We start from the raw sequence: 20,781 nt of genomic DNA on the forward strand, positions 1-20,781 counted from the left end.
GCGCACGACTCGCTGCTGTGCGTGGGCGTGGGCAAGAACAAGGCCGACCCGAACCGGTTCAAGTTCGCGGGCACCGGCTACTACATCAAGACCTCGGAGGAAATGCGCGCACTGTTCGGCGAGCTGCCCGAATCGTGCGACAACACCCTGGCCATCGCCGAGCGCATCCAGCCCTACGACGAGGTGTTCGCCGAGGTCAACCGGATGCCGCAGTTCGACGTCCCGGAGGGCGAGACGCAGGCGACGTACCTGCGCAAGAAGATCGCCGAGGGTCTGCAGCGGCGGTTCGGCGACAACCCGAGCCAGGAGGTGCTGGACCGGATCGAGTTGGAGATGGGCGTGATCACGCCCATGGGCTTCGACTCCTACTTCCTCGTGGTCGCCGACATCTGCCAGTACGCCCGGGACAACGGCATCCCCGTCGGCCCCGGCCGAGGCTCGGCGGCCGGTTCGATGGTGGCCTACCTCACCGGGATCACCGGCCTGAATCCGCTCGACTACGACCTGCTGTTCGAGCGCTTCCTCAACCCCGAGCGGATCAACCCGCCGGACGTCGACATCGACTTCGACGACCGCCAGCGCGACCAGATGGTGCGCTACGTCACCGAGAAGTACGGCTCCGCCTACACCGCACAGGTCAACACCTTCGGCACGATCAAGGCCAAGGCCGCGATCAAGGACTCCAGCCGGATCCTGGGCTTCCCGTTCGCCACCGGCGACCGGATCACCAAGGCGTACCCGCCGGACATCATGGGCAAGTCGATGCCGCTGGCGGGCATGTTCGACAAGGATCACCCGCGCTACACCGAGGCCGGCGAGATCCGCGCGCTGTACGAGTCCGACCCCGAAGTGAAGATGGTGATCGACACCGCGCGCGGCATCGAGGGCCTGACCCGCGGCACCGGCGTGCACGCCGCCGCGGTGATCCTGTCCTCGACCCCGCTGATCGACCTGATCCCGCTGCACCGGCGGGACAAGGACGGCGTGATCATCACCGGCTTCGACTACCCGTCGTGTGAATCGATGGGTCTGGTCAAGATGGACTTCCTGGGTCTGCGGAACCTGGGCATCATCGATCACGCGATCAAGATCATCAAGGCCAACCGCGGTGTCGACGTGGACATCGAGAAGATCCCACTCGACGACCCGACCACCTTCGAACTGCTCTCCCGCGGCGACACGTTGGGCGTGTTCCAGCTCGATGGCGGCCCCATGCGCGCGCTGCTCAAGCTGATGAAGCCGACCGAGTTCGAGGACATCTCCGCGGTCTCCGCGCTGTACCGACCCGGCCCGATGGGCATGAACTCGCACATCAACTACGCGCTGCGCAAGAACGGGCAGCAGGAGATCACGCCGATCCACCCGGAGTTGGAGAAGCCGCTCAACGAAGTCCTGGGCCCCACCTACGGCCTGATCGTGTATCAGGAGCAGGTGCAGCGTGCCGCACAGGTGTTGGCCGGCTACAGCCTGGGCCAGGCCGACCTGCTGCGCCGGGCGATGGGCAAGAAGAAGAAGGAAGTCCTGGAGAAGGAGTTCATCCCGTTCCAGGCGGGTTGCCGCGAACGCGGTTACGGCGACGAGGCGATCCAGGCGGTGTGGGACGTACTGGTCCCGTTCGCCGGCTACGCGTTCAACAAGTCGCACTCCGCCGCCTACGGCCTGGTGTCCTACCAGACGGCCTATCTCAAGGCGAACTTCCCCGCCGAGTACATGGCCGCGCTGCTCACCTCGGTGGGCGACGAAAAGGACAAGATGGGCATGTACCTGGCCGACGCCAGGTCGGCCGGCATCCGGGTGCTCTCGCCCGACGTCAACGAGTCCGTGGCCGACTTCACCGCCGTCGGCTCCGACGTACGGTTCGGCCTGCGGGCGATCCGCAACGTGGGCGACAACGTCATCAACGACATCGTCGAAGCGCGTACCAGCAAGGGGAAGTTCAACTCCTTCGCCGACTTCCTGACCAAGATCGGCCTGCCCGCGTGCAACAAGCGCGCGGTCGAATCGCTGGTCAAGGCCGGGTCGTTCGATGCGCTCGGACACACCCGCCGGGCCCTGGTCGACGTCCACGAGCAGGCCCTGGACGCGGTGGTGGGCCTGAAGAAGCAGGAGGCCGCGGGCCAGTACGACCTGTTCGGCGGCGGCGACGAGGCCGCCGCGGAACCGGCCGTCGGACTCGACTTCACGCTCACCGACCAGGAATGGCCGCGCAAGCTCAAGCTGGCCACCGAGCGCGAGATGCTCGGCCTGTACGTCTCCGCGCACCCGCTCGACGGCGCCGAGCACATCCTGTCCCGGCATCGCGACACCTCGATCACCGAGCTGAAGAACTCCGGCCGCACCGAGGGTCAGGTACAACTCGCCGGCCTGATCACCGGCATCCAGCGCAAGGTCAACAAGAGCGGTTCGCCGTGGGCGATGATCAACCTCGCCGACCACGACGGCGAGATCGAGGTGCTGTTCTTCCCGCAGTCCTACACGCTCGTCGCACACGCGCTGGAAGAGGACGTCGCGGTCAGCATCAAGGGCCGGCTCAACGAGCGCGACGGCGCGCTGAGCGTGTTCGGCTCCGAACTGGTTCCGCTGGACATCGGCTCGGCCGAACACGGCGGCAAGGCCCCGGTGTGCCTGCGGCTGCCCACCACCAAGGTCAACGAGAAGCTGGTGAAGGACATCAAGCGGGTGCTCTCCTCGCACCCCGGGGACAACCCGGTGCACCTGATCCTGGAGAGCGCACGCATGCGCACCCGCTACAACCTCGACTTCCGAGTCAACCCGGAGGGCGGCCTCGCGGGCGAGATCAAGTCGATGCTGGGCGCGGGAGTCTGGAGCATCTGAGCCGACCCGGACCGACGGAAGTCGGACGACCCGGAACCCGCGGGACCGACCGAGGGGTCGGGATCACGAGACGCACTCTCGTGATCCCGACCCCTCGGTCGTCTCCCCGGCGGCCGGCCGGGTAAGCAACGCTCGGGCACACGAAGCTCGGGCAGGCGACGCTCGGGCAGGCGTTCTTCCGGCGTTCGGGCATGCGGCCCCCGAGCCCCGGGCCCTCAGGCGTGCGTCCGGTCGTACTCCTCGCGTGCGGCCAGCACCTGTGCCATGTGCCCCTCCAGGTGCCGGATCAGATCGAGCAGCTTGGCCGCCGTCGCGGCGCCCAGTTCGGTGAGCGTGTACTCCACCCGGGGCGGGATCGCACTGTGCACTTCGCGGAGCACGAAGCCGTCCCGTTCCAGCGCCTGAAGGGTCTGCGCCAGCATCTTCTCGCTGACCCCGTCGACCCGACGGCGCAGCGCGTTGAAACGCAGCGGCCCGTCGTACAACCCGCCCAGCACCAGTACGCCCCAGCGGCCGGTGATGTGCTCCATCGCCCCCCGCGAGACGCATGCCCTCGCGAACACGTCGAACTCGAACTCCGGGGTCGGGTCCGGCCCGGTCTCGGTCACGGTTTCCATCGCTGCCCCCTTCGTCGTCTGCACCTGCGGCCGCGTCGGCACGTACCGAGGCTACCTCCGCGTCGACGCTTCCGAAAGTACTGCACTCTCTCACCGCTTGCGCTTTCAAAAAGTTAGTGCCATCGTTTGGTCAGCGGCCGGACGACGGGTTCGGCGCGGAAGAGAGGAACTCGCCATGATCGTCGTCACCGGAGCCACCGGGCAGTTCGGCCGCCTCGTCATCGACGCCCTCCTGGAGCGCGGCACCCCGGCCTCGGAGATCGTCGCCGCGGTACGCACGCCGGCCCGGGCCGCCGACCTCGCGGCCCGCGGAGTCGAGGTGCGCGAGGCGGACTACACACGGCCCGAGACGCTGGTGCCGGCCTTCACCGGTGCGGACAAGTTGCTGTTCGTGTCCTCCAACGGCCCCGAGGCGGACCGGATCGCACAGCACACCGCCGTGGTCGCCGCCGCCGCCGAGGCCCGGGTCGGCCTGTTGCTCTACACCTCGCTCTACGCCGCGGACAAGAGCCCGCTCGGCCTGGCCCGGGTGCACCGCGACACCGAAGTCCGAATCGCCGCCACCGGCCTGCCCAACGTGCTGCTGCGCAACAGCTGGTACACGGAGAACTACACCGGCTCGCTGGCCGGCGCCGTCGAGCGCGGTGCGATCGCGGGCTCCGCCGGCGAGGGCCGGGTCGCGTCCGCCGCCCGCGCCGACTATGCCGAGGCCGCGGCCGTCGTGCTGCTGAGCGAGGACCAGGCCGGGAAGGTGTACGAGCTCACCGGCGACAACAACTGGAGCCTGGCCGAGTTGGCCGCCGAGGCGGCGAAGCAGAGCGGCAAGGAGGTCGTGTACGCGAACCTGCCGGCCGAGCAGTACACCGAGGTCCTCAACGGCGTCGGCCTCCCGCCGTTCCTCGTCGAGCTGCTCGTGGACTCCGACGTGCAGATCGCCGACGGTGCGCTCGAAGGCATCACCGGCGAGCTGTCCGGCCTGCTCGGCCGCCCGACCACGCCGCTCGCGGACACCGTCTCGGTGGCGCTGAAGGGCTGACCGCACACTCGACGCAGGTAAGGACGCGGGTAAAGGGAAGCGCCCCCGAGCACGGCATCGGCCGAGCCGGGGGCGCTTCGGGGCGCGTGGGAGCCGCACGGGAGTACACGTGCGCTCGTGCGCTCGCAAGGATCCTCCAGACCCGGCGACAGCCGGCCGGCAGCCTCGGAGTGAGCGCGTGCCGCCGAAGGCCCCTACCCCGACCGGAGAATTCCCGTGCAGGACGGATCCCGGGCGGCCGGGCGGGTTGAGCCCGGCCGACCGCCTCGGGATCAACCCAGTTCGGCCTCGATCAGGTCGGCTGCCCGGGCCGTGCCGCCCTCCGCGATCGCGTCCTCCCGCAGTCGGGCCGAGCGGGCGGCCACCTCCGGGTTCGAGGTCAGGTCGAGGAGTGCGCCGCGCAGCGCCTCCGGGGTCGCATCCGCGGTGTCCAGGCGGTGGGCCACGCCCAGTTCGACCAGGCGATCCGCGTTGGCGAACTGCTCGGCGCCCTGCGGTACGGCGATCATCGGCACGCCGGTCGTCAGCCCCTCGCCGCAGCCGCCCATGCCGGCGTGCGTGACGAACGCGTCGGCCTGCCGCAGAATGGCCAACTGCGGCACCCAGGAATGCAGTTCCACGTTGTCCGGAATCGTGCCGAGGTCCGCCGGGTCGGTGTGCCGGCCGATCTGGAGCACCACATGCAGGCCCGGCAGATCGCCGAAGGCCGCGAGGCATCGCCGGTAGAACTCCGGCTGTCGGGTGAACGCCGAACCCAGCGAGATCAACAGCACCCGCTCCGCGCCGGCCGGGCGGGTCCATTCCCCCTGGTCCGCGCGATGCCCGAGACACGGGCCGACGAAGTCGACCACGGCCGGGTCCACGAGCGCCGCGTTCGGCTGCATCGCGCGCGACACCGTGGCCACGACCCTGCGGGGCCGGCCGCCGAACAGGTCCACGTCGGTGGTGGTCGCGCCGGAGTCCTCGAGCCAGGCCGCGAATCGCGCCCAGTACGCGTCCGCGCCCGGCAGTTGCTTCATCCCGGGCAGCACCTCGTCCTCGTAGCCCCGCCAGGCCACGTACGTCGGCGAAATCTGCACGATCGGCCGATCCTGGCGCTCGGCCAGGGCCCGGGCGGCGTAGGCGCCGATGTCGTAGAGGTACAGATCCGCCGGGTCGTGGTCGTACGCCGCGCGCAACTGCGGGAGCGCCTGGATCGCGTCGTCCAGGAAGGTGCCCATCGCGGCGATCGGATCGGCCGGCCAGTCGTTGTCGCCGACCGGCAACGTGGAGCGGTACGGCACGAACTCGGCCCCGGTCGGCGCGATCAGATCGGCGACGACGGGGTCGTTGGCATAGCTGACGCGATGACCACGATCGGCCAGTTCGCGGATGACTTCGAGGCTGGGCAGCACATGGCTGACGGCGGGGATGCCGATCATCGCGATGTGGGCACGGCGACGCTGGGACATGAGAGCTCTCGTTTCGAATCTACGGCGGGGTGGACACGCAGCCCGGCGACCCGGGCGTCGACGCGTACGTCACACGCGACCCGGTGCGGGCGGATCGAGGGCGCAGCCCTCGCCGATGTCAGCCGTAGATCTGTTGGAAGCACATGCGCACGACGGTATCCCGAGCGTTCGTCCCGAACCAACCGACTTTCCGGAACCGCTGCGTCCGTGACCGGGACGGCGTAATCACCGTGGGCCGGACCGGGATTCACGACGGCGCGCGCAGAGTTCCCTCGTGACGAGGCACTTGAGCCGAGGTCGACGCCCGCACTCGACGGCAGGCGGTTCGGGCGCGGCCATGCGTGGCTGCGTGCAGCGTGGCGGCGGAATCCGGCCGCGGCGGCCACGTCGCGGCCGGTCACGCGTTCGTGTGTCGATCGCAGCGCCGACACGCCGAGGAATCCCGAATCGGCGCGCCCGGGCCATCCGTCGCCAACGAGACGGGCCGGTGGGGGAGTCGCACAAAACCACCCGTTTGACTCCCGGTAATTGTGATCAGCGGATGATCTCATTGCGGACATTGGGCGATGAATTGCACTGATTCGCGCCCTTTGTCCCACGGGCAAGCACGTCCACGCACCTCCGAACAACGCGCTCGCCCACCCCTCGTCGCCCCGACGCCTGCGGCAACCCCGTCCCGGAACGCGTCTGCCCGCCGGTCGTTCGACGGCGACACCGAGTATGCGAAAGGCCCAGTTCATGGCAATCGATGGTGCTCGTTCCACGGGCTTCCGAGAACCGAGACATTCCCGATCGGCCGCGGTGGCGGCGATCATTCTCGGGCTGGTGCTACTGGCCTCGGCCGCTCTCGTGTCGATAGCGCCCGGCGCACGCGCAGCGACCGCCACGGTCGACCTGGGGACTGCGGACAGCTACGCGGTGCTGGGCGGGCAAACCGTCACCAACACCGGTCCCAGCGTCATCAGCGGGAGCGTGGGCGTCAGCCCCGGCTCCTCGGTCGTCGGCTTTCCCCCGGGAGTCGTCATCAACGGCACCATCCAAACGGCCCCGGCGGCAGACGCGCCGCAGGCGGACCTGACCATTGCCTACAACGACGCAGCCGGGCGGGCCCCGACCGCAAGCGTTGCGGGAGACCTCGTCGGTCAAACGCTGGTCTCCGGCGTGTACAACTCCACCGGGCCGCTCGGTCTCACCGGCACCGTCACCCTCGACGCGCAGGGGGACCCGAACGCGGTCTTCATCTTCCAGATCGCGGAAACCCTGATCACCGGATCCAACAGCACCGTCGCGCTCATCAACGGCGCCCAGGCGTGCAACGTCTTCTGGCAGGTCGGCAGTTCGGCCACGCTCGGAACCGGTACCAGCTTCAAGGGCACGATCATGGCGTTGACCTCCATCTCGGTCACCACCGGAGCGACCATCGAGGGCCGAGCCCTCGCCCGCAACGGCGCGACCACGCTGGACACCAACGTCATCACCAAGCCGACCTGCATCATCGGCCCGAGCGGTTCGCCCGGACCGAGCGGACCTCCGGGACCCAGCGGACCTCCGGGACCCAGCGGACCTCCGGGACCCAGCGGGCCGCCCGGGTCTCCCGGGGCTCCCGGCTCTCCCGGAGCACCCGGCTCTCCCGGCGCTCCCGGTTCCCCCGGCGCTCCCGGCTCTCCCGGCGCTCCCGGTTCCCCCGGCGCTCCCGGCTCTCCCGGGGCACCCGGCTCTCCCGGGGCACCCGGCTCTCCCGGGGCACCGGGCTCGCCCGGCGCACCCGGCTCCCCGGGCCCGGCAGGTCCGGCAGGTCCGGCAGGCCCGGCAGGTCCGGCAGGTCCGGCGGGGCCCTCGGGTCCGGCAGGTCCGGCGGGGCCCTCGGGCCCGGCAGGCCCGGGAGGCACCTCGAGCCCCGGCGCTTCCACTCCGCCCGCGTCGGGTCGCCCCACCGGCTCGCACCGACCCACCCATGGAGCGGGGTCCCAAGGACCGGGTCATGGTTCCCACCGACCCACCCACGCAGCGGAATCCCAAGCACCGGGTAACGGCGGTCCCCAACGGCCCACCCACGCGGCGGACGCCCAGGCACCGGGTAACGGCGGTCCCCAACGACCCGCCCACGCGGGTGACGCCCAGGCACCGGGTAACGGCGGCCCCGCCCACCACCGCGGTGACGCCGCGAACGACAAAGCCCCGCAGAATGCGCCCGCACCCGGGGCCCACCCGCAACTGGCGGCCACCGGTTCGAACAACTTCGTCGGTCCGCTGGCCGGCATCGGAGCCGCAATCCTGGCTCTGGGCGCCCTCGTCCTGATCCTCCAGCGCAAGCGCCGTACCGATCGCACCGAATCGGGAGGCATCGACGGATAGCGCAACGATCCGGCGGTGAGGCCCACACCGCCACAGCCATCCGCCCCCGGCCGCGTCCGAAAAGGACTGCGGACGGGGGCGGATCGCGTCCGCGGACCCTGCTGTCCACACTCGCCCGTACCGACAGCGGCCCGGCGACGGACTACTCGCCGAGCGCGAGGCAACCCGCCGCACTCCCGTGACGCCGCGCAAACGGAGCACCACGATGTTCCGGATCCCCTGATCGATTCACGACTCATTGGAAACTTTTCCGGTCATCGATCGAGTACGCTGCGTAGCGGGACGTCCCGGCTGCGGAAGATGAAGCCGGGGCGCCCCCACTCCCTCGATCACGTGCGTCGTCGCATCGAGCCCCTGCGCGGGCGGGTACAGGCGATCCGACCCTCCCGGCCGATTCGCTAATTCGTTGTCGGCCCCGGGTGGTCCGCGGTCGGCGCTTCGGGGCGGGGGGTGGGGGTGTGTCTGGCCGCGTAGCGGCGGGCCTTGGTGCGGTTTCCGCATACGCGCATCGAGCACCAGCGGCGGCTGCGGTTCTTGGAGACGTCCCAGAACACCCATGCGCAGCCGTGTTCCGCACAGCGCTTGAGCCGGGCCGACTCGCCGGTGGCGACCAACTCGGCCCAGGCGATGGCGAGTCGAGCCAACGCCCGGTCCGCCGGGGGGAGTTCGGGGCCCGGCGTGAAGCCGCCGGGATGCCCGTCGGTGCCGAACTCGAACACCACCGGCAGGGCGCGCAAAACCTCGTCGGCCTGCCGAAGCTGCCGTGGGTCGGGGGCGGTACCGACAGGTACACCCAACTTCTCGCGCAGGCCGGCGCGCAGTCGCAGCGCGGCGTCGAGGTCCGTCGGAGCGACCAGGGCGGCGGGATCGAGCAGGTCCCGGGCGGCCAGCCAGGTGCGAAGTTCGGGCGGCGTGGTCAGTTCGTCCGTACCGAGTTCGACGTCGATCGTGTTCACGAACGCCTCGATCAGCACCGCGGAAGCGGGTGCTTCGAGCATCTCGGGCCTCCGTTTCGACGCGGTCTCGGGTCCGGGGCCGGTTCGGTCCCGTGCGATATCGGGTCCGGTGAGTTCCCGGACCGGTGCGGTCTCGATCCGGCGTGGGCCGGGTGGTTCGGTCCGGTCACCGGTCGGGCCAGCCTACCCCTTCGCTAACCGGCTAACGATTTTACCGGTTGACGGCGCGCGTGCGTCGATGCCACGATCGAGCGGGCGTGCTAACCGGTGAACGGCTTTGACAGTTAGGGCGGGCGATGGTCTTGCAGAGCGTCGGTGTCGACCTACCGAGCGGGCGGATGGCGAAGCCGGCCGGTGCCCGGAACACCTCCGTGCTCCTGGCCTTCACCCTCGTCACCAACCTGGCGGACGGCATCACCAAGATCGCGCTGCCGGTGCTGGCCACCCGCAGCACCGATTCCCCGGCGCTGATCTCGCTGGTCTCGCTCGCGCTGACGCTGCCGTGGCTCCTGGCCGCGCTGCCCGTCGGAGTGCTGGTGGATCGCGCCGATCGACGTCGGTTGTTGTGGCTGGCCGACGGGATGCGGCTGCTCACCATCGGCGTGCTGATCGCGATCGTGCTCGCCGGCCGGGCCGGCCTCCTCGTGCTCGCGCTCGGCGGGCTGGTCCTGGGCGTGGCCGAGGTGATCGCGCTGACCGCCACCGCGGCGTTGGTCCCGGCGATCGTCCCGCGCGCCGACCGGGAGCGCGCCAACGCGCTGATCACCGGCGCCGAGACGGCCGCGAACGAGTTCGCCGGCCCGTTCGTGGGCGGCCTGCTGCTGGCCGCGGGCACCGGCCTGGCGCTCGGGACGACCTGGGTCGCGTATCTCGCCGCGAGCCTGCTGCTGCTCCTGCTCACCGGACGCTTCCGGGCCGCCACCGACCGGGCCGACCCGGCCGTCGACGAAAGCGGAGCCGAGGCGTCCACCGGCACCGCAGGCACCCCGACCGGTTCCGACGCCGGCGCACCCGCCCCCGAGTCCGTCGCCCGCCAAATCGGCGTCGGCCTGAGCTTCCTCTGGCGGCATCGCCTGCTCCGCACGATGTCCCTCATCCTCACCGTGTTGTGCGCGAGCTGGGGCGGCTGGCTGGCGCTGATGCCGTTGGTCGCGCACGACCTGATGCATCTGTCCGCCCGCGAGTACGGCGTGGTGTTGAGCGCCCTGGGCGTCGGCGGCCTGCTCGGCGCGCTGCTCGTCGGGCGGCTCAATCGGCTGATCGGCCACCGTCGGGTGATGCTCGCCGACCTGATCGGCACCTTCGCGATGATGGCGGTGCCCGCGCTGACCACCAACCTGTGGGCGGTCGCCGCGGCCGCCTTCGTCGGCGGCCTGGGCGGCACGCTGTGGTCGGTCGACTCCCGGCTGATCGGCCAGAACCTGGTGCCCGAAGGCATGATGGGCCGCTACAGCGGGGCGGCCCGGCTGCTCGGCTGGGGGGCGATGCCACTCGGCGCCGGCCTGATCGGCGGGCTCGCCCAGTGGTTCGGAGTGCGCGCCGCGTTCGTGGTGTTCGCGGTCGCCGTGGCGGCCACGATTCCGGTGTACCTGCGAGTCGTCACCGAGGATCGGCTGGCACCCGCGCTGCGGGTGCCGAGCTCGACGGACCTCGGCTGATCCGTGGCGCTCCCCGGGCCACGAACTCGGCGAGCACGAGCTCCGGGGTCGGCGGATGGCGCTCCCGAAGGGGGCATTCGTGCTGCGTCCGCCAAGGACGCAGCCGCGACGCCTTCGCATCCGCGGCCCCGGCCCACCCCCTCACGGCCACCGCGCCACCGCGGCCCGACTCACCCGCCCGTACTCACCGCGGCGGCTCCGGCCACATCCGGCCCGCCGGCATGTCCGGACCGTCGACCACCGCGGTGATCATCCGCAGGTTGGCCGCGAACGCCTCGACCTGCTCGGCGCCGATCGTCCGGCTGATCAGGCCGTCGGCTTCCTTGATCACCCGTCGGCCCTCGGCGACGCCCGCGCTGCCCAGCGCGGTCAGTTCGAGCAGGACCACCCGCTTGTGTACCGGGTGCGGCCGGCGGACGATCCAACCCGCCCGCTCCAGCGCGGCCGCCGCGGTGGTCACGCTCTGCGGGGTGATGTGGTGGGCGCGGGCGAGGTCGGCGGCGGACATCGCGCCGTTCTCGTCCAGTCGGCCGGCCAGACCGAGTTGGTTGATCGAAACGCCGATGCCTTCGAGCCTCTCGTTGAGCAGCCGCTGCATGGACTGTTGTGCACGCCAGAGCAGATGTGGCAGTTGCTCGCTCCACGCGGGCTCGGCGACTTCGTGGGGGGCGGGCATCGCGCGTTTCCCTTCTCCGAAAGGCGGGGCCTGCGCCGCAAAGGCGCCTCACCCGGTCACCGTAGGGCACGCGGATCGGCGGCTCGGCATCCGACGCCTTGGCAGACACCGAACAATATGCCAGCCCTCGTATAAGTTCTAAGTCTTCTGATAACTTAACAGGCTACGTAGAACTTGGAAGGTTGTCGCACCATGCCCACGACCCCCCGATCCGTTGCCTCGTCGGCCGCAGCCTCGCCGCCGACCACCACCGTGGCCCGCCCCGCCCTCACGGTCGTGCTCGCATGTCTCGGCGTATTCGCCTCGTACGTGCCGATCGGCGGGGTGGCGGTGTCCCTGCCGACCATCCAGCGCGGGTTGGACGCGTCCACGAGCGACCTCCAGTGGATCAGCGACATCTTCATCCTGCCGATGGCGGCGCTGATCCTGACCTTCGGCCTGATCGGCGACCTGTACGGGCGCAAGAAGGCGTTCCTGGCCGGCCTCCTCCTGCTCGCGGCCGGCTCCGCCACCAACCTCACCGCGCACAGCGTCGCCCAGGTCTGGGTGGGCCAGGCGCTCTCCGGCGCGGGCGGCGCCGCCCTGCTCACCTCGAGCCTGGCGCTGATCAGCCACGCCTACCCGGACTTCCGGGCCCGCGCCAAGGCCATCTCCGCATGGGCCGCCTCGCTGGGCCTGGGCATGTCGCTGGGCCCGCTGCTGAGCGGGACGATTCTCGAACAGGCCTCCTGGCGCTGGATCTTCGCCCCGATCGTGGTGGTCTGCCTGGTCGGCGCCGTGGTCGCGGCGATACTCCTGGAGGACTCCCGTTCGCCGCACGGCCGGGCCATCGACGTGCCGGGCCAGATCGCCGCGATCATCGCGATCACCGGCCTGATCTACGGCGTGATCGAGGGCGGAACCACCGGTTGGACCGACGGCCCGGTCCTGGTCGCGTTCGCACTCGCGATCCTGGGCCTGGCCGCGTTCATCGTGATCGAACACCGCTCGGCGACACCGATGTTGTCCCTCGAGCTGTTCTCGTCGCGCTCGTTCACCGGCGCCGGCGTGGTCACCATGATCACCATGTTCGGCCTGGTCGGGATCGTCTTCTCGCTCAGCCTGTTCTTCGGCAACGTCCAGCACCTGAGCGCGCTCGACATCGCCTACCGGTTCCTGCTCATCAACGGGCTCACCGTGGTGATCGGCCCGATCGTCGGCCGGCTGATGGGCCGGATCCCCTCGGGTGCGCTGCTCACCTTCGGCCTGGTGGTCACCGGGATCGGCATGCTGACCCTGAACACCCTGGAGCCGGACACCGGGTTCGCCGCGATGGCCGGCCCGCTCGTGGTGATCGGCGTGGGCTTCGCCTTCGTGATGACGCCGATCACCTCGGTCGCGGTCAGCAGCGTTCCGCACCACCTGGCCGGCATGGCCGGCGCGGGCAACAACACCCTGCGCCAACTCGGCGGCGCACTCGGCCCGGCCGTACTGGGCGTGGTGCTGACCAACCGCATCGCCGCCGCCCTGCCGGAGAACCTGACCGCCTCCGGCCTGGCCCCCGCCGACCGCGAGCACGTCACCTCGGCCGTCTCGGACGAGGGGCTCTCGGCAGCCGGCCACCTCGGCCTGCCCCCCGAGGCCACCGGCAAGGCGCTGTCCGCCGTCGGCAACAGCTTCGCGGACGCGCTGCACCTGTGCATGACCATCGCCGGGCTGGGGATGTTCGTCGCCGCCGCGGTCACCGTGCTGATGATCGGCGTACGCCGGCCGAAGACACCCGCCGGCACGACCGCCATCCGCGTCCCGGCCCAGGCGTCGGCCCCCGCCCCGCTGACCGGCTCCACCCGAGCCCGAGCCTGACCCGGAACCGGAGTCTGCGCCGGGCCTGAGCCGAACCGGAACCGGCGCCGAGCCGGAGCCGCTCGCCGATCCGATCGATCGACGAGCGGCTCCGTAGGGCGGTTCGCCCCCCGGGGCACTGAGCGAGGCCAAACCTCCGCCGAGGTCCGTGGACGGCCTAGGCGACCGGGGCGCGATCCCGCCCGCGCAGGCCCTGGGCGGTCACCACCGCGCCCAACAGCACGCCCACCAGCGGCACGATCAACGCCGTCCGGAAGCCGCCCAGCTCGGAGCCGCCCCCGCCGGCCAGTACCGCCGTCACCGCGGACAGGCCCAGCGCCGCGCCGAACTGGAAGGCGGTGTACAACAATCCGCCCGCCAGACCCTGCTCGTCCTCGTCGATGCCGTCCGTGGCGGCGATCGTGAGCGGCCCGTACGCCATCGCGAAGGCGAATCCGAGCAGCAACATCGTCGGGAACATCACCGGGTACGAGGTGTCCGCGTCGATGGACAGGAACAGCGCGTACGCGAGCGCGGCCGACGACATCCCGCCCAGGATCACCCGCAGGTTGCCGAACCGGTCGACCAGCCGCGGCGTCACCGTCGGCGCGAGCACCGCGTCCGCGCCCACCGCCAGCAGCGCGAAGCTGGTCTCCAGGGTCGACCAGCCGCGTACCTCCTGGAGGTAGAACACCGCCACGAACTGGAAGCCGAAGAACGAGCCCGCGAACAACATCGCGCCCAGATTCGCCCGCACCAGCGCTCCCGAGCGCAGGATGCCGAGCCGGACCAACGGGGCGACGGCGCGACGCTCGACGGCGACGAACGCGAGCAGCAGGGCGGTCCCGCCCGCGAAGGCCGCGATCGTCCACCCCCAGCCGCGCGCCGGGTGCTCCAGCCGGACCACGCCGTACACCAGCAGCAACATCGAGCCGGTCACGCTGATCGCGCCCGCCACGTCGAAGCCCCCACCGGCCCGGTCGGGTCGGCCGTCCGCGGGAATCAGCGCCAGGGCCAGGGCCAAAATCACCGCGGCCAGTGCGACCGGTACGAAGAACACCAGCCGCCAGTCGATCGCGGTCAGCAGGCCGCCGATCACCAGGCCCAGCGAGAAGCCGCCCGCGGCGGTGCCCGCGTAGAACAGCAGGGCCCGGTTGCGCTGGGGTCCCTCGGCGAAGCTCGTGGTGATGACGGACAGCCCGGCGGGCGTCATGAAGGCGGCCGAGGCGCCGGTCACGAAGCGCGCGACGATCAGCATCCAGCCCTCGGTGGCGAACCCGCCCAGGCCGGAGAACACCAGGAAGACGGCCAGCCAGAACACGAACATCCGTCGCCGACCGAGCAGATCGGCCGTACGCCCGCCCAGGAGCATGAAACCCGCGTAGGCGAGCACGTACGCGCTCATCACCCAGCTCACCGCGCCGGTGGACATGCCCAGGTCCTCGCGGATCGTCGGCAGCGCGACATTGAGCATCGCGACGTCGATGCCCTCCAGGAAGATCGCGCCGCAGAGCACGATCAACATGCCCCACGCGCGGGCGCCCATCCGTCCCGCGTCGTTCTCCGGCGGCGTGTGCGGCGTTCTGGGCGCCTCCACCTCGCCCGACCCCTGGCCGGAAACGGGCGAGGGGGTAGCGGTGGTGGGGGTGGGGGTGGACGAGGACGTGGATGCGGACATGCGGCAGCCCCTCGGGACGCTGGATGCGGGTGTGGTGGCGGCGTCGAGGCCCCGGGGCTCGGTTATCCGAACGAACCCGGTTCCCTCTTGTAACCACCCCCATCCTTCGGCAGCATCGACTTCCATGGAAGAAGGCACTTCAAAGGAACCGACCCCCTGCGTGGGTAACCAGGACGATTACGACGCGCTCCAGTGGGACGTCCGCGAAGGGTGCGAGGTTCGGCAGATCCTCGACCGGGTCGCGGACAAGTGGTCGCTCCTGGTCATCGCGATCCTGGAGAGCCGCACGTTGCGCTTCACCGAACTGCGTCGGGAGATCGACGGGATCAGCCAGCGCATGCTCACCGTGACGCTGCGCCAACTCGAACGCGACGGCCTGGTCCGGCGCACCGTCTACCCGGTGGTGCCGCCGCGGGTGGACTACGCGCTCACCCCGATGGGCACCACGCTGCACACCACGATCCGCTCCCTGGTCACCTGGACCGAGGAGCACCAGGAACGCATCGCGGAGGCCCGGGCCCGGTACGACGCGCGCGCCGACGCCGAGGCGGGCCTGCCCGCCGAGCCGTCCTCCGCCGGTCGCTGAGCCGGCCCGTGGAATCCGGTGGGCAAAGCCGCTTCGGCGCGCCGCCCACCACCGGCCGGCCCGCCCGCCTCCCTTGCCTTGCCGCCCGCCCGCCGGCACCCGCCGGCAGTGCCGGTCAGTGCCGGTCAGTGCCGGTCAGTGCCGGTCAGTGCACCGTGCGTACCCGGTCAGCGTGGCCGACCAGCATCGGTGTCGTCGGCAGGGACGAGCCAGGCCGAGGACGCAGGGAGAACACCATGGGCATGAGCGTGCTGATCTCGGGCGCGAGCATCGCGGGTCCGGCGCTGGCCTACTGGCTGCACCGGTACGGGTACCAGGTCACCGTGGTCGAGCGGGCCCCGGAGCTGCGGCCGGGCGGGCAGGCGGTCGACTTCCGCGGCGAGGTGCACATGACGGTGCTGCGCAGGATGGGCATCCTGGACGAGATCACCCGACATCGCACCGACGCCGGATCGCTGCGTCTGGTCGACGCGGCCGGGGGCGAACTGGTGGCCCTGCCCGCGTCGTTCGCCGGCGGCGAGGTGGAGATCCAGCGCGGTGACCTGGCCCGGATCCTGTTCGAACTGACCGAGGGCGACGTCGAGTACGTCTTCGACGACTCGATCGCCTCGCTGACCGAGACCGCCGACGGGGTGCACGTCACCTTCGAACGTGCCGCGCCGCGTTGGTTCGACCTGGTGGTCGGTGCCGACGGGCTGCACTCGAACGTGCGCAGGTTGGTCTTCGGCGAGGAGTCGCGGTTCGTCCGCGAATCCGGCTATCGGGTGGCCCTGTTCGACGCCCCCGACCGGCTGGGCGCCGGGCCGGGCAGCCTGATCTACAGCGAGCCGGGTCGAGGGCTGGCGGTGTCCCCGACCCGGGCGGGCCGGGCCAACGTGATGTGCGTCTACACCGACGCCGGAGCGGGCCCGGACCGGCGCGACGTCGAGGCGCAGAAGCGGGCGCTGGCCGCGACCTACGCCGACATGGGCTGGCGGGCCGAGGAGTTGATGGCGGACCTGGCCGAGGCCGACACGTTCTACACGGACTCGATCGGCATGGTCGTGATGGACTCCTGGAGCAAGGGTCGGGTCGTCCTGCTCGGCGACGCCGGCTACGGCGCCACCTGCGGCGGCATGGGCACCGGCCTCGCGATCGTCTGCGCGTACGTCCTCGCCGGCGAACTCGCGGCAGCCGACGGCGACCACCGCGCCGCGTTCGCGGGGTACGAGCGGGCGATCGGGAAGTTCACCAGGGCGTGCCGACAGGTGGCGGGCGGGGTCGGCCCGTTCTTCGCACCGATGACCGCGGGCCGGATCAAGCGGCGCACCCGGATCTACCGGATCCTGACGGCCGGTCCGTTCCTGCGCTTCCTGGACAAGATGACGACCAAGGCGGCGACCTCGATCACCTTGGCCGAGTACCCGGTGCCGGCACGGCTGTGAGGCGCGGGGCTGTGGGGTGGGGGGTGTGGAGCGGGGAGTTGTGGGGCGGCGCGGGCGTGCGGCGCGGCTGTGGGTGGCGGCCCGGGCGTGCGGCACCGACGCGCGGCTCGCGACGTTGTCCGCGCCCGCGCGAGCGGTCGGTCAGACCTGGAGACCGCCGGTGAGGATGTGCAATTGGCGGTCGTACAGCCCGACCAGGTCCTCGATGCCCTCGTGTTCCACCCAGTGCCGCATCACCGCGGTCGAGACGCCGATGATCGCGGCCGAGGCGCACTTGAGTACCAGGTCGTCCGGGTCGCGGCCGGTGCGCTCGGCCAGCAGCGCGGTGATCTCGTCCTGGGTGCGCAACAACTCGTCCATGGCTCGGGCGCGGAGCGCCGGGATGGTGAAGATCATCCGGTTCCGGTAGAGGAGTTCGTCCCGATCGGCGGTGAAGACGTGGGCCAGCGACTCGGTCAGTGCGTGTCGGATGGCGGCCACGATCGGTTCGTCCGCCGGCCTGGTCGCGAGCACGTCACCGAACACCGAGTTGTACTCGTCGGTGAGGACCACGTCCTCCTTGGTCGGGAAGTAGCGGAAGAACGTGCTGCGGGAGACGTCCGCGGCGGCGGCGATCTCGTCGACGGTGGTCGCGTCGTAGCCATGCTCGGCGAACAGGCGGTAGGCCTCGCGGCGGATGCTCTGCCGGGTCTTGAGCTTCTTGCGCTCGCGCAGGCCGGGGGCGGGGGCGGCGGGGGCAGTTGCGGGCTCGGGCGCACTTGCGGGGTCGGGCGCGCGTGCGGGGTCGGGCGCAGGCTCGGTCGAGGTCTCCTTGGGGCTCATGCGAGCAATTCTCCGTGGGCGGGAGCGGGGGCCGGCAGCGTGGGGGCCGGCGTGTCCTCGGCCTCGCCCGGCAGGTGGACCGCCGCGAAGGCGGCAACCACCAGCGCGATCGCGCCGCAGACCAGCAGGACCAGGTCCATGCCGTGGATGAACGCGTCGTGCGCGGACGCCAGGAGCACGGGATCGTGCGTCTGTGCGGCCACCGCGTCGGCGCCGGACAACGATTCCCGGGCCGCGTCGGCCGCCGGTTCCGACAACCCCGTCACCACGAGCCGGTCCAGGTAACCCGCGCCGAGCACGCTGCCCAGGACGGCCACCCCGAGCACACCGCCGACCTGCTGCACGGTCTCCAGCAGGCTCGCACCCGAGCCGGAGTTGCCGGTGGGCAGCGACCCCATCACCATGCTGGTCGCGGGCACCACGGCCATCCCGAAGCCGAGCCCGGCCAGGCCGAGCCACGTGGCGGTGAACCCGTACCCGCTGCCGCCGTCGGTACCGGCGCCCAGCAGCGCACCGGCGCCGAGCAGCGCCAGACCGACCGAAATCACCACGCGGGCACCGAACCTGGGCACCAGCGTCTCGCTCAGCGTGGCCGACACCAACAGCCCGCCGATCAGCGGCAGCACTCGCAGCCCGGTGCCGAGCGCGTCGTTGCCGAGCACACCCTCCAGGTACTGCGGCACCACGAACAGGATGCCCATGACCGCGAAGTTGACGAACACCGCGATCAGCGTGCCCCACCGAAACCGCGCATCGGCGAACAACCCGAGGTCGACCAGCGGATGCGCGAAGCGCCGCTGCCGCAACACGAAGCCGACCAGCAGTACCGCCCCGCCGAGCAACGTGCCGAGCACCAGCGGGCTGCCCCAACCGTCCTGCGGCACCAGGATCGTCCCGTACACCAGCGCGGTGATACCCAGCGCACTCGACACCACACCGAGCACGTCGACCGGCACCCGCGCGGCGGTCGCCCGTACCCGCTTCGGATCGGCGGGCAGGAACACCGCACTCGCCACCAGGGCAAGGGCCACGACCGGGATGTTGAACAGGAAGATCGAGCCCCACCAGAAGTGGTTCAACAACCAGCCGCCGACGACCGGCCCGATCGGCATGCCCAACGCGGTGGCCGCGGTCCAGGTCGCCACCGCCTTCGGCACCTCGTCCGGCCCGAAGATCCTGGGCAGGATCGCCAACGACAGCGGCATGATCATCGCCGCACCGAGCCCGAGCACGGCCCGTACCGCAATCACCTGCCCCGCCGAATCGGCCAGGATCCCGGCGGCCGAGGCGAGCCCGAAGACCGCCATCCCGACAAGCAACACCCGCTTCAACCCGTACCGGTCCCCCAGCAACCCGATCGGCAACATGGCGGCCGACAACGCGAGCAGGTAGCCACCCCCGATCCACTGCAACTGCGCACTGTCCGCTCCCAGTTCACCGGAAAGCGTGGGCAGCGCCACGTTGATGATCGTGCCGTCGAGCCCAATGATCAGCGCACTCAGGACGAGGGCACCCAGGGCCCACCAGCGGCGTGGTGAAACAGCGGTGTTCGACATGCCGTGCTCCCGTCGTGTCGGTGACGAAAGAAATTAAGTCACAACTGGAGCATGGGTTCAATAGAACCGCAGTTTCACTTTCTGTTTCTGCGTGGCCGCCCGTCGCCGAGCGGGTCGGGCCGGGTCGCGCGCAGGGGCCGGGGGGCGGGGGCGGGCAGGGAGCGGCGGCGAGCGGGCCGGGGCTGGGTCGCGCGCTGGACCAGAGCAGGCCGGGACTGGGGCGGAGGCAAGGTCGGATCGGGGCCGGGCCGAGACCGAGTCGGGACCAGAGCCGGGCCGGAACCGGACCTCGCCCGGCCCGGCCCGGCCCGGGCCGCCCGCCCCGGCCCCGGATCGATATCGCGCCTCAGGCAACCATCAACATCTCGCGAAGAGCCGCAGCATTGGTGACAGCAGTGGCACCGCAGCAGTTGTTCAGGAGCACATGAACCTCCTCGGCGTCCCGCGCAAGCCGCCGAATCCTGGGAACCCACTCGGCAAGTTCGCCGTCGGTGTAGTCGTGGCGGTACTTCTCCCGAGCGTCGCCCTCCCGCCAGTGGGCGCTGCGCCCGTGCAGGCGAACGATCGCGAGCTCGGCGGTGACCCGCACCACCGGAGGCACCGCCTCGACATGCCCCTGGGGCATGTCCACACACACATAGGGGATGCGTTCCTTGCCAAGGAAGGCGAACGTTTCGGGCGTCACCCAGGCGCCATTACGCGGCTCGAAGGCAACCCGATACGGAAACAACAGCTCCCGGCACCGCAATATGTACTGCTCGGCCTGCGCCCCCGGAAGAAACCAGGGCGGAAACTGAAGCAGAACCACGCCCAACCTGCCGCTCTCGTGAAGAGGCCGCAAAGCCGAACGAAATCGACCGGCGACCTCCTCGACCACCCCGGCCGGCAGATCGCGCGGGTACACGCTCCCCCTCGCCAAGGACCCACGCAGATCTCGCGGCAAAGCATCGACCCGAGTCGGATGACCGGTCAACAACGAGAACGCCTTCACATTGAACGCAAAGCCCTCCGGCGTCCGTTCGCCCCACAACCGGGCGTTGCGCTCCGAAGGAAGGTGATAGTAGGTGGAGTCGACCTCCACGAGCGAAAACCGCGACGCGTAATAGCGCAGCCGTGCCTCCGCACTCGTACACCCCGCCGGATACCACCCGGCATCCACCAATCCCCGATCCGTCCACCCACAGCTCCCCACCCGTATCCGCACCACGCCCCAACCCCTGCCCCCCACCGACCACTCGATGCCCACCCCACGACGACCCCATCAACCAACGCCATCCAGCCCACAAGCCCCCGGCCCGCCGGCACACGTA

15 protein-coding genes are annotated in these 20,781 nt (G+C 70.7%); 7 read left to right on the top strand and 8 right to left on the bottom strand.

Going from position 1 to position 20,781, the window contains the following annotated elements; translation table 11 throughout:
* The coding region (gene dnaE, locus ACFZBU_RS42440) for a DNA polymerase III subunit alpha (protein ID WP_391589142.1) at positions 1-2,835 on the top strand (2,835 nt) is incomplete at its 5' end.
* A 215-nt stretch (positions 2,836-3,050) separates the two neighbouring features.
* On the opposite strand, the gene ACFZBU_RS42445 is transcribed toward dnaE, so the two are convergent.
* Complete coding sequence (locus ACFZBU_RS42445; protein ID WP_391589143.1) at positions 3,051-3,452, bottom strand: winged helix-turn-helix transcriptional regulator; 402 nt, start codon at positions 3,450-3,452, stop codon at positions 3,051-3,053.
* Positions 3,453-3,627: 175 nt separating this feature from the next.
* Here ACFZBU_RS42445 and ACFZBU_RS42450 point away from each other — a divergent pair, with 175 nt between their 5' ends.
* Positions 3,628-4,488, top strand: a complete 861-nt coding sequence (locus ACFZBU_RS42450; protein ID WP_391589144.1) for an NAD(P)H-binding protein — start codon at positions 3,628-3,630, stop codon at positions 4,486-4,488.
* Between the two features lie 272 nt (positions 4,489-4,760).
* Here the strand turns inward: ACFZBU_RS42450 and ACFZBU_RS42455 are convergent, their stop codons facing one another.
* Positions 4,761-5,939: a macrolide family glycosyltransferase gene (locus ACFZBU_RS42455; RefSeq protein ID WP_391589145.1), complete on the bottom strand. Its 1,179-nt coding sequence runs from the start codon at positions 5,937-5,939 to the stop codon at positions 4,761-4,763.
* Between the two features lie 972 nt (positions 5,940-6,911).
* On the opposite strand from ACFZBU_RS42455, the gene ACFZBU_RS42460 reads away from it, so the two are divergent.
* The gene (locus ACFZBU_RS42460) at positions 6,912-8,294 is read left to right on the top strand and encodes an ice-binding family protein (protein WP_391589221.1); all 1,383 of its coding nucleotides are present in this window, start codon (positions 6,912-6,914) and stop codon (positions 8,292-8,294) included.
* Positions 8,295-8,692: 398 nt separating this feature from the next.
* Here the strand turns inward: ACFZBU_RS42460 and ACFZBU_RS42465 are convergent, their stop codons facing one another.
* Complete coding sequence (locus ACFZBU_RS42465) at positions 8,693-9,292, bottom strand: CGNR zinc finger domain-containing protein (protein ID WP_391589146.1); 600 nt, start codon at positions 9,290-9,292, stop codon at positions 8,693-8,695.
* Positions 9,293-9,546: 254 nt separating this feature from the next.
* Between ACFZBU_RS42465 and ACFZBU_RS42470 the strand changes: the two genes are divergently transcribed.
* The gene (locus ACFZBU_RS42470) at positions 9,547-10,908 is read left to right on the top strand and encodes an MFS transporter (protein ID WP_391589147.1); all 1,362 of its coding nucleotides are present in this window, start codon (positions 9,547-9,549) and stop codon (positions 10,906-10,908) included.
* Between the two features lie 184 nt (positions 10,909-11,092).
* On the opposite strand, the gene ACFZBU_RS42475 is transcribed toward ACFZBU_RS42470, so the two are convergent.
* On the bottom strand, positions 11,093-11,584 hold the full coding sequence (locus ACFZBU_RS42475) for a MarR family winged helix-turn-helix transcriptional regulator (RefSeq protein WP_391589148.1): 492 nt from the start codon (positions 11,582-11,584) through the stop codon (positions 11,093-11,095).
* 192 nt (positions 11,585-11,776) lie between these two features.
* On the opposite strand from ACFZBU_RS42475, the gene ACFZBU_RS42480 reads away from it, so the two are divergent.
* Positions 11,777-13,426 (top strand): MFS transporter, encoded by a 1,650-nt coding sequence (locus tag ACFZBU_RS42480; protein WP_391589149.1) that lies wholly within the window; start codon positions 11,777-11,779, stop codon positions 13,424-13,426.
* A gap of 157 nt (positions 13,427-13,583) precedes the next feature.
* On the opposite strand, the gene ACFZBU_RS42485 is transcribed toward ACFZBU_RS42480, so the two are convergent.
* Positions 13,584-14,951: an MFS transporter gene (locus ACFZBU_RS42485; RefSeq protein WP_391589222.1), complete on the bottom strand. Its 1,368-nt coding sequence runs from the start codon at positions 14,949-14,951 to the stop codon at positions 13,584-13,586.
* A gap of 256 nt (positions 14,952-15,207) precedes the next feature.
* On the opposite strand from ACFZBU_RS42485, the gene ACFZBU_RS42490 reads away from it, so the two are divergent.
* Positions 15,208-15,669 (top strand): winged helix-turn-helix transcriptional regulator, encoded by a 462-nt coding sequence (locus ACFZBU_RS42490; RefSeq protein WP_391589150.1) that lies wholly within the window; start codon positions 15,208-15,210, stop codon positions 15,667-15,669.
* Positions 15,670-15,905: 236 nt separating this feature from the next.
* A complete protein-coding gene (locus tag ACFZBU_RS42495; RefSeq protein WP_391589151.1) occupies positions 15,906-17,093 on the top strand; it encodes an FAD-dependent monooxygenase in 1,188 nt (395 codons plus the stop codon).
* A gap of 141 nt (positions 17,094-17,234) precedes the next feature.
* Here ACFZBU_RS42495 and ACFZBU_RS42500 read toward each other — a convergent pair whose 3' ends face one another.
* The 3 genes from ACFZBU_RS42500 to ACFZBU_RS42510 form a co-directional block, all read right to left on the bottom strand.
* Positions 17,235-17,915 carry a TetR family transcriptional regulator gene (locus ACFZBU_RS42500; RefSeq protein ID WP_391589152.1) on the bottom strand — a complete coding sequence of 227 codons (681 nt, stop codon included), beginning with the start codon at positions 17,913-17,915 and terminating at the stop codon, positions 17,235-17,237.
* On the bottom strand, positions 17,912-19,471 hold the full coding sequence (locus tag ACFZBU_RS42505; RefSeq protein ID WP_391589153.1) for an MFS transporter: 1,560 nt from the start codon (positions 19,469-19,471) through the stop codon (positions 17,912-17,914). Before ACFZBU_RS42505 ends, ACFZBU_RS42500 begins: the two co-directional genes overlap by 4 nt.
* A gap of 346 nt (positions 19,472-19,817) precedes the next feature.
* Positions 19,818-20,717: a DUF72 domain-containing protein gene (locus tag ACFZBU_RS42510; protein ID WP_391589154.1), complete on the bottom strand. Its 900-nt coding sequence runs from the start codon at positions 20,715-20,717 to the stop codon at positions 19,818-19,820.
* Positions 20,718-20,781: the final 64 nt, after the last annotated feature.

The sequence above is a fragment of the Embleya sp. NPDC008237 genome, assembly GCF_042956465.1.
In the GTDB taxonomy this organism is placed as follows: Bacteria; Actinomycetota; Actinomycetes; order Streptomycetales; family Streptomycetaceae; genus Embleya.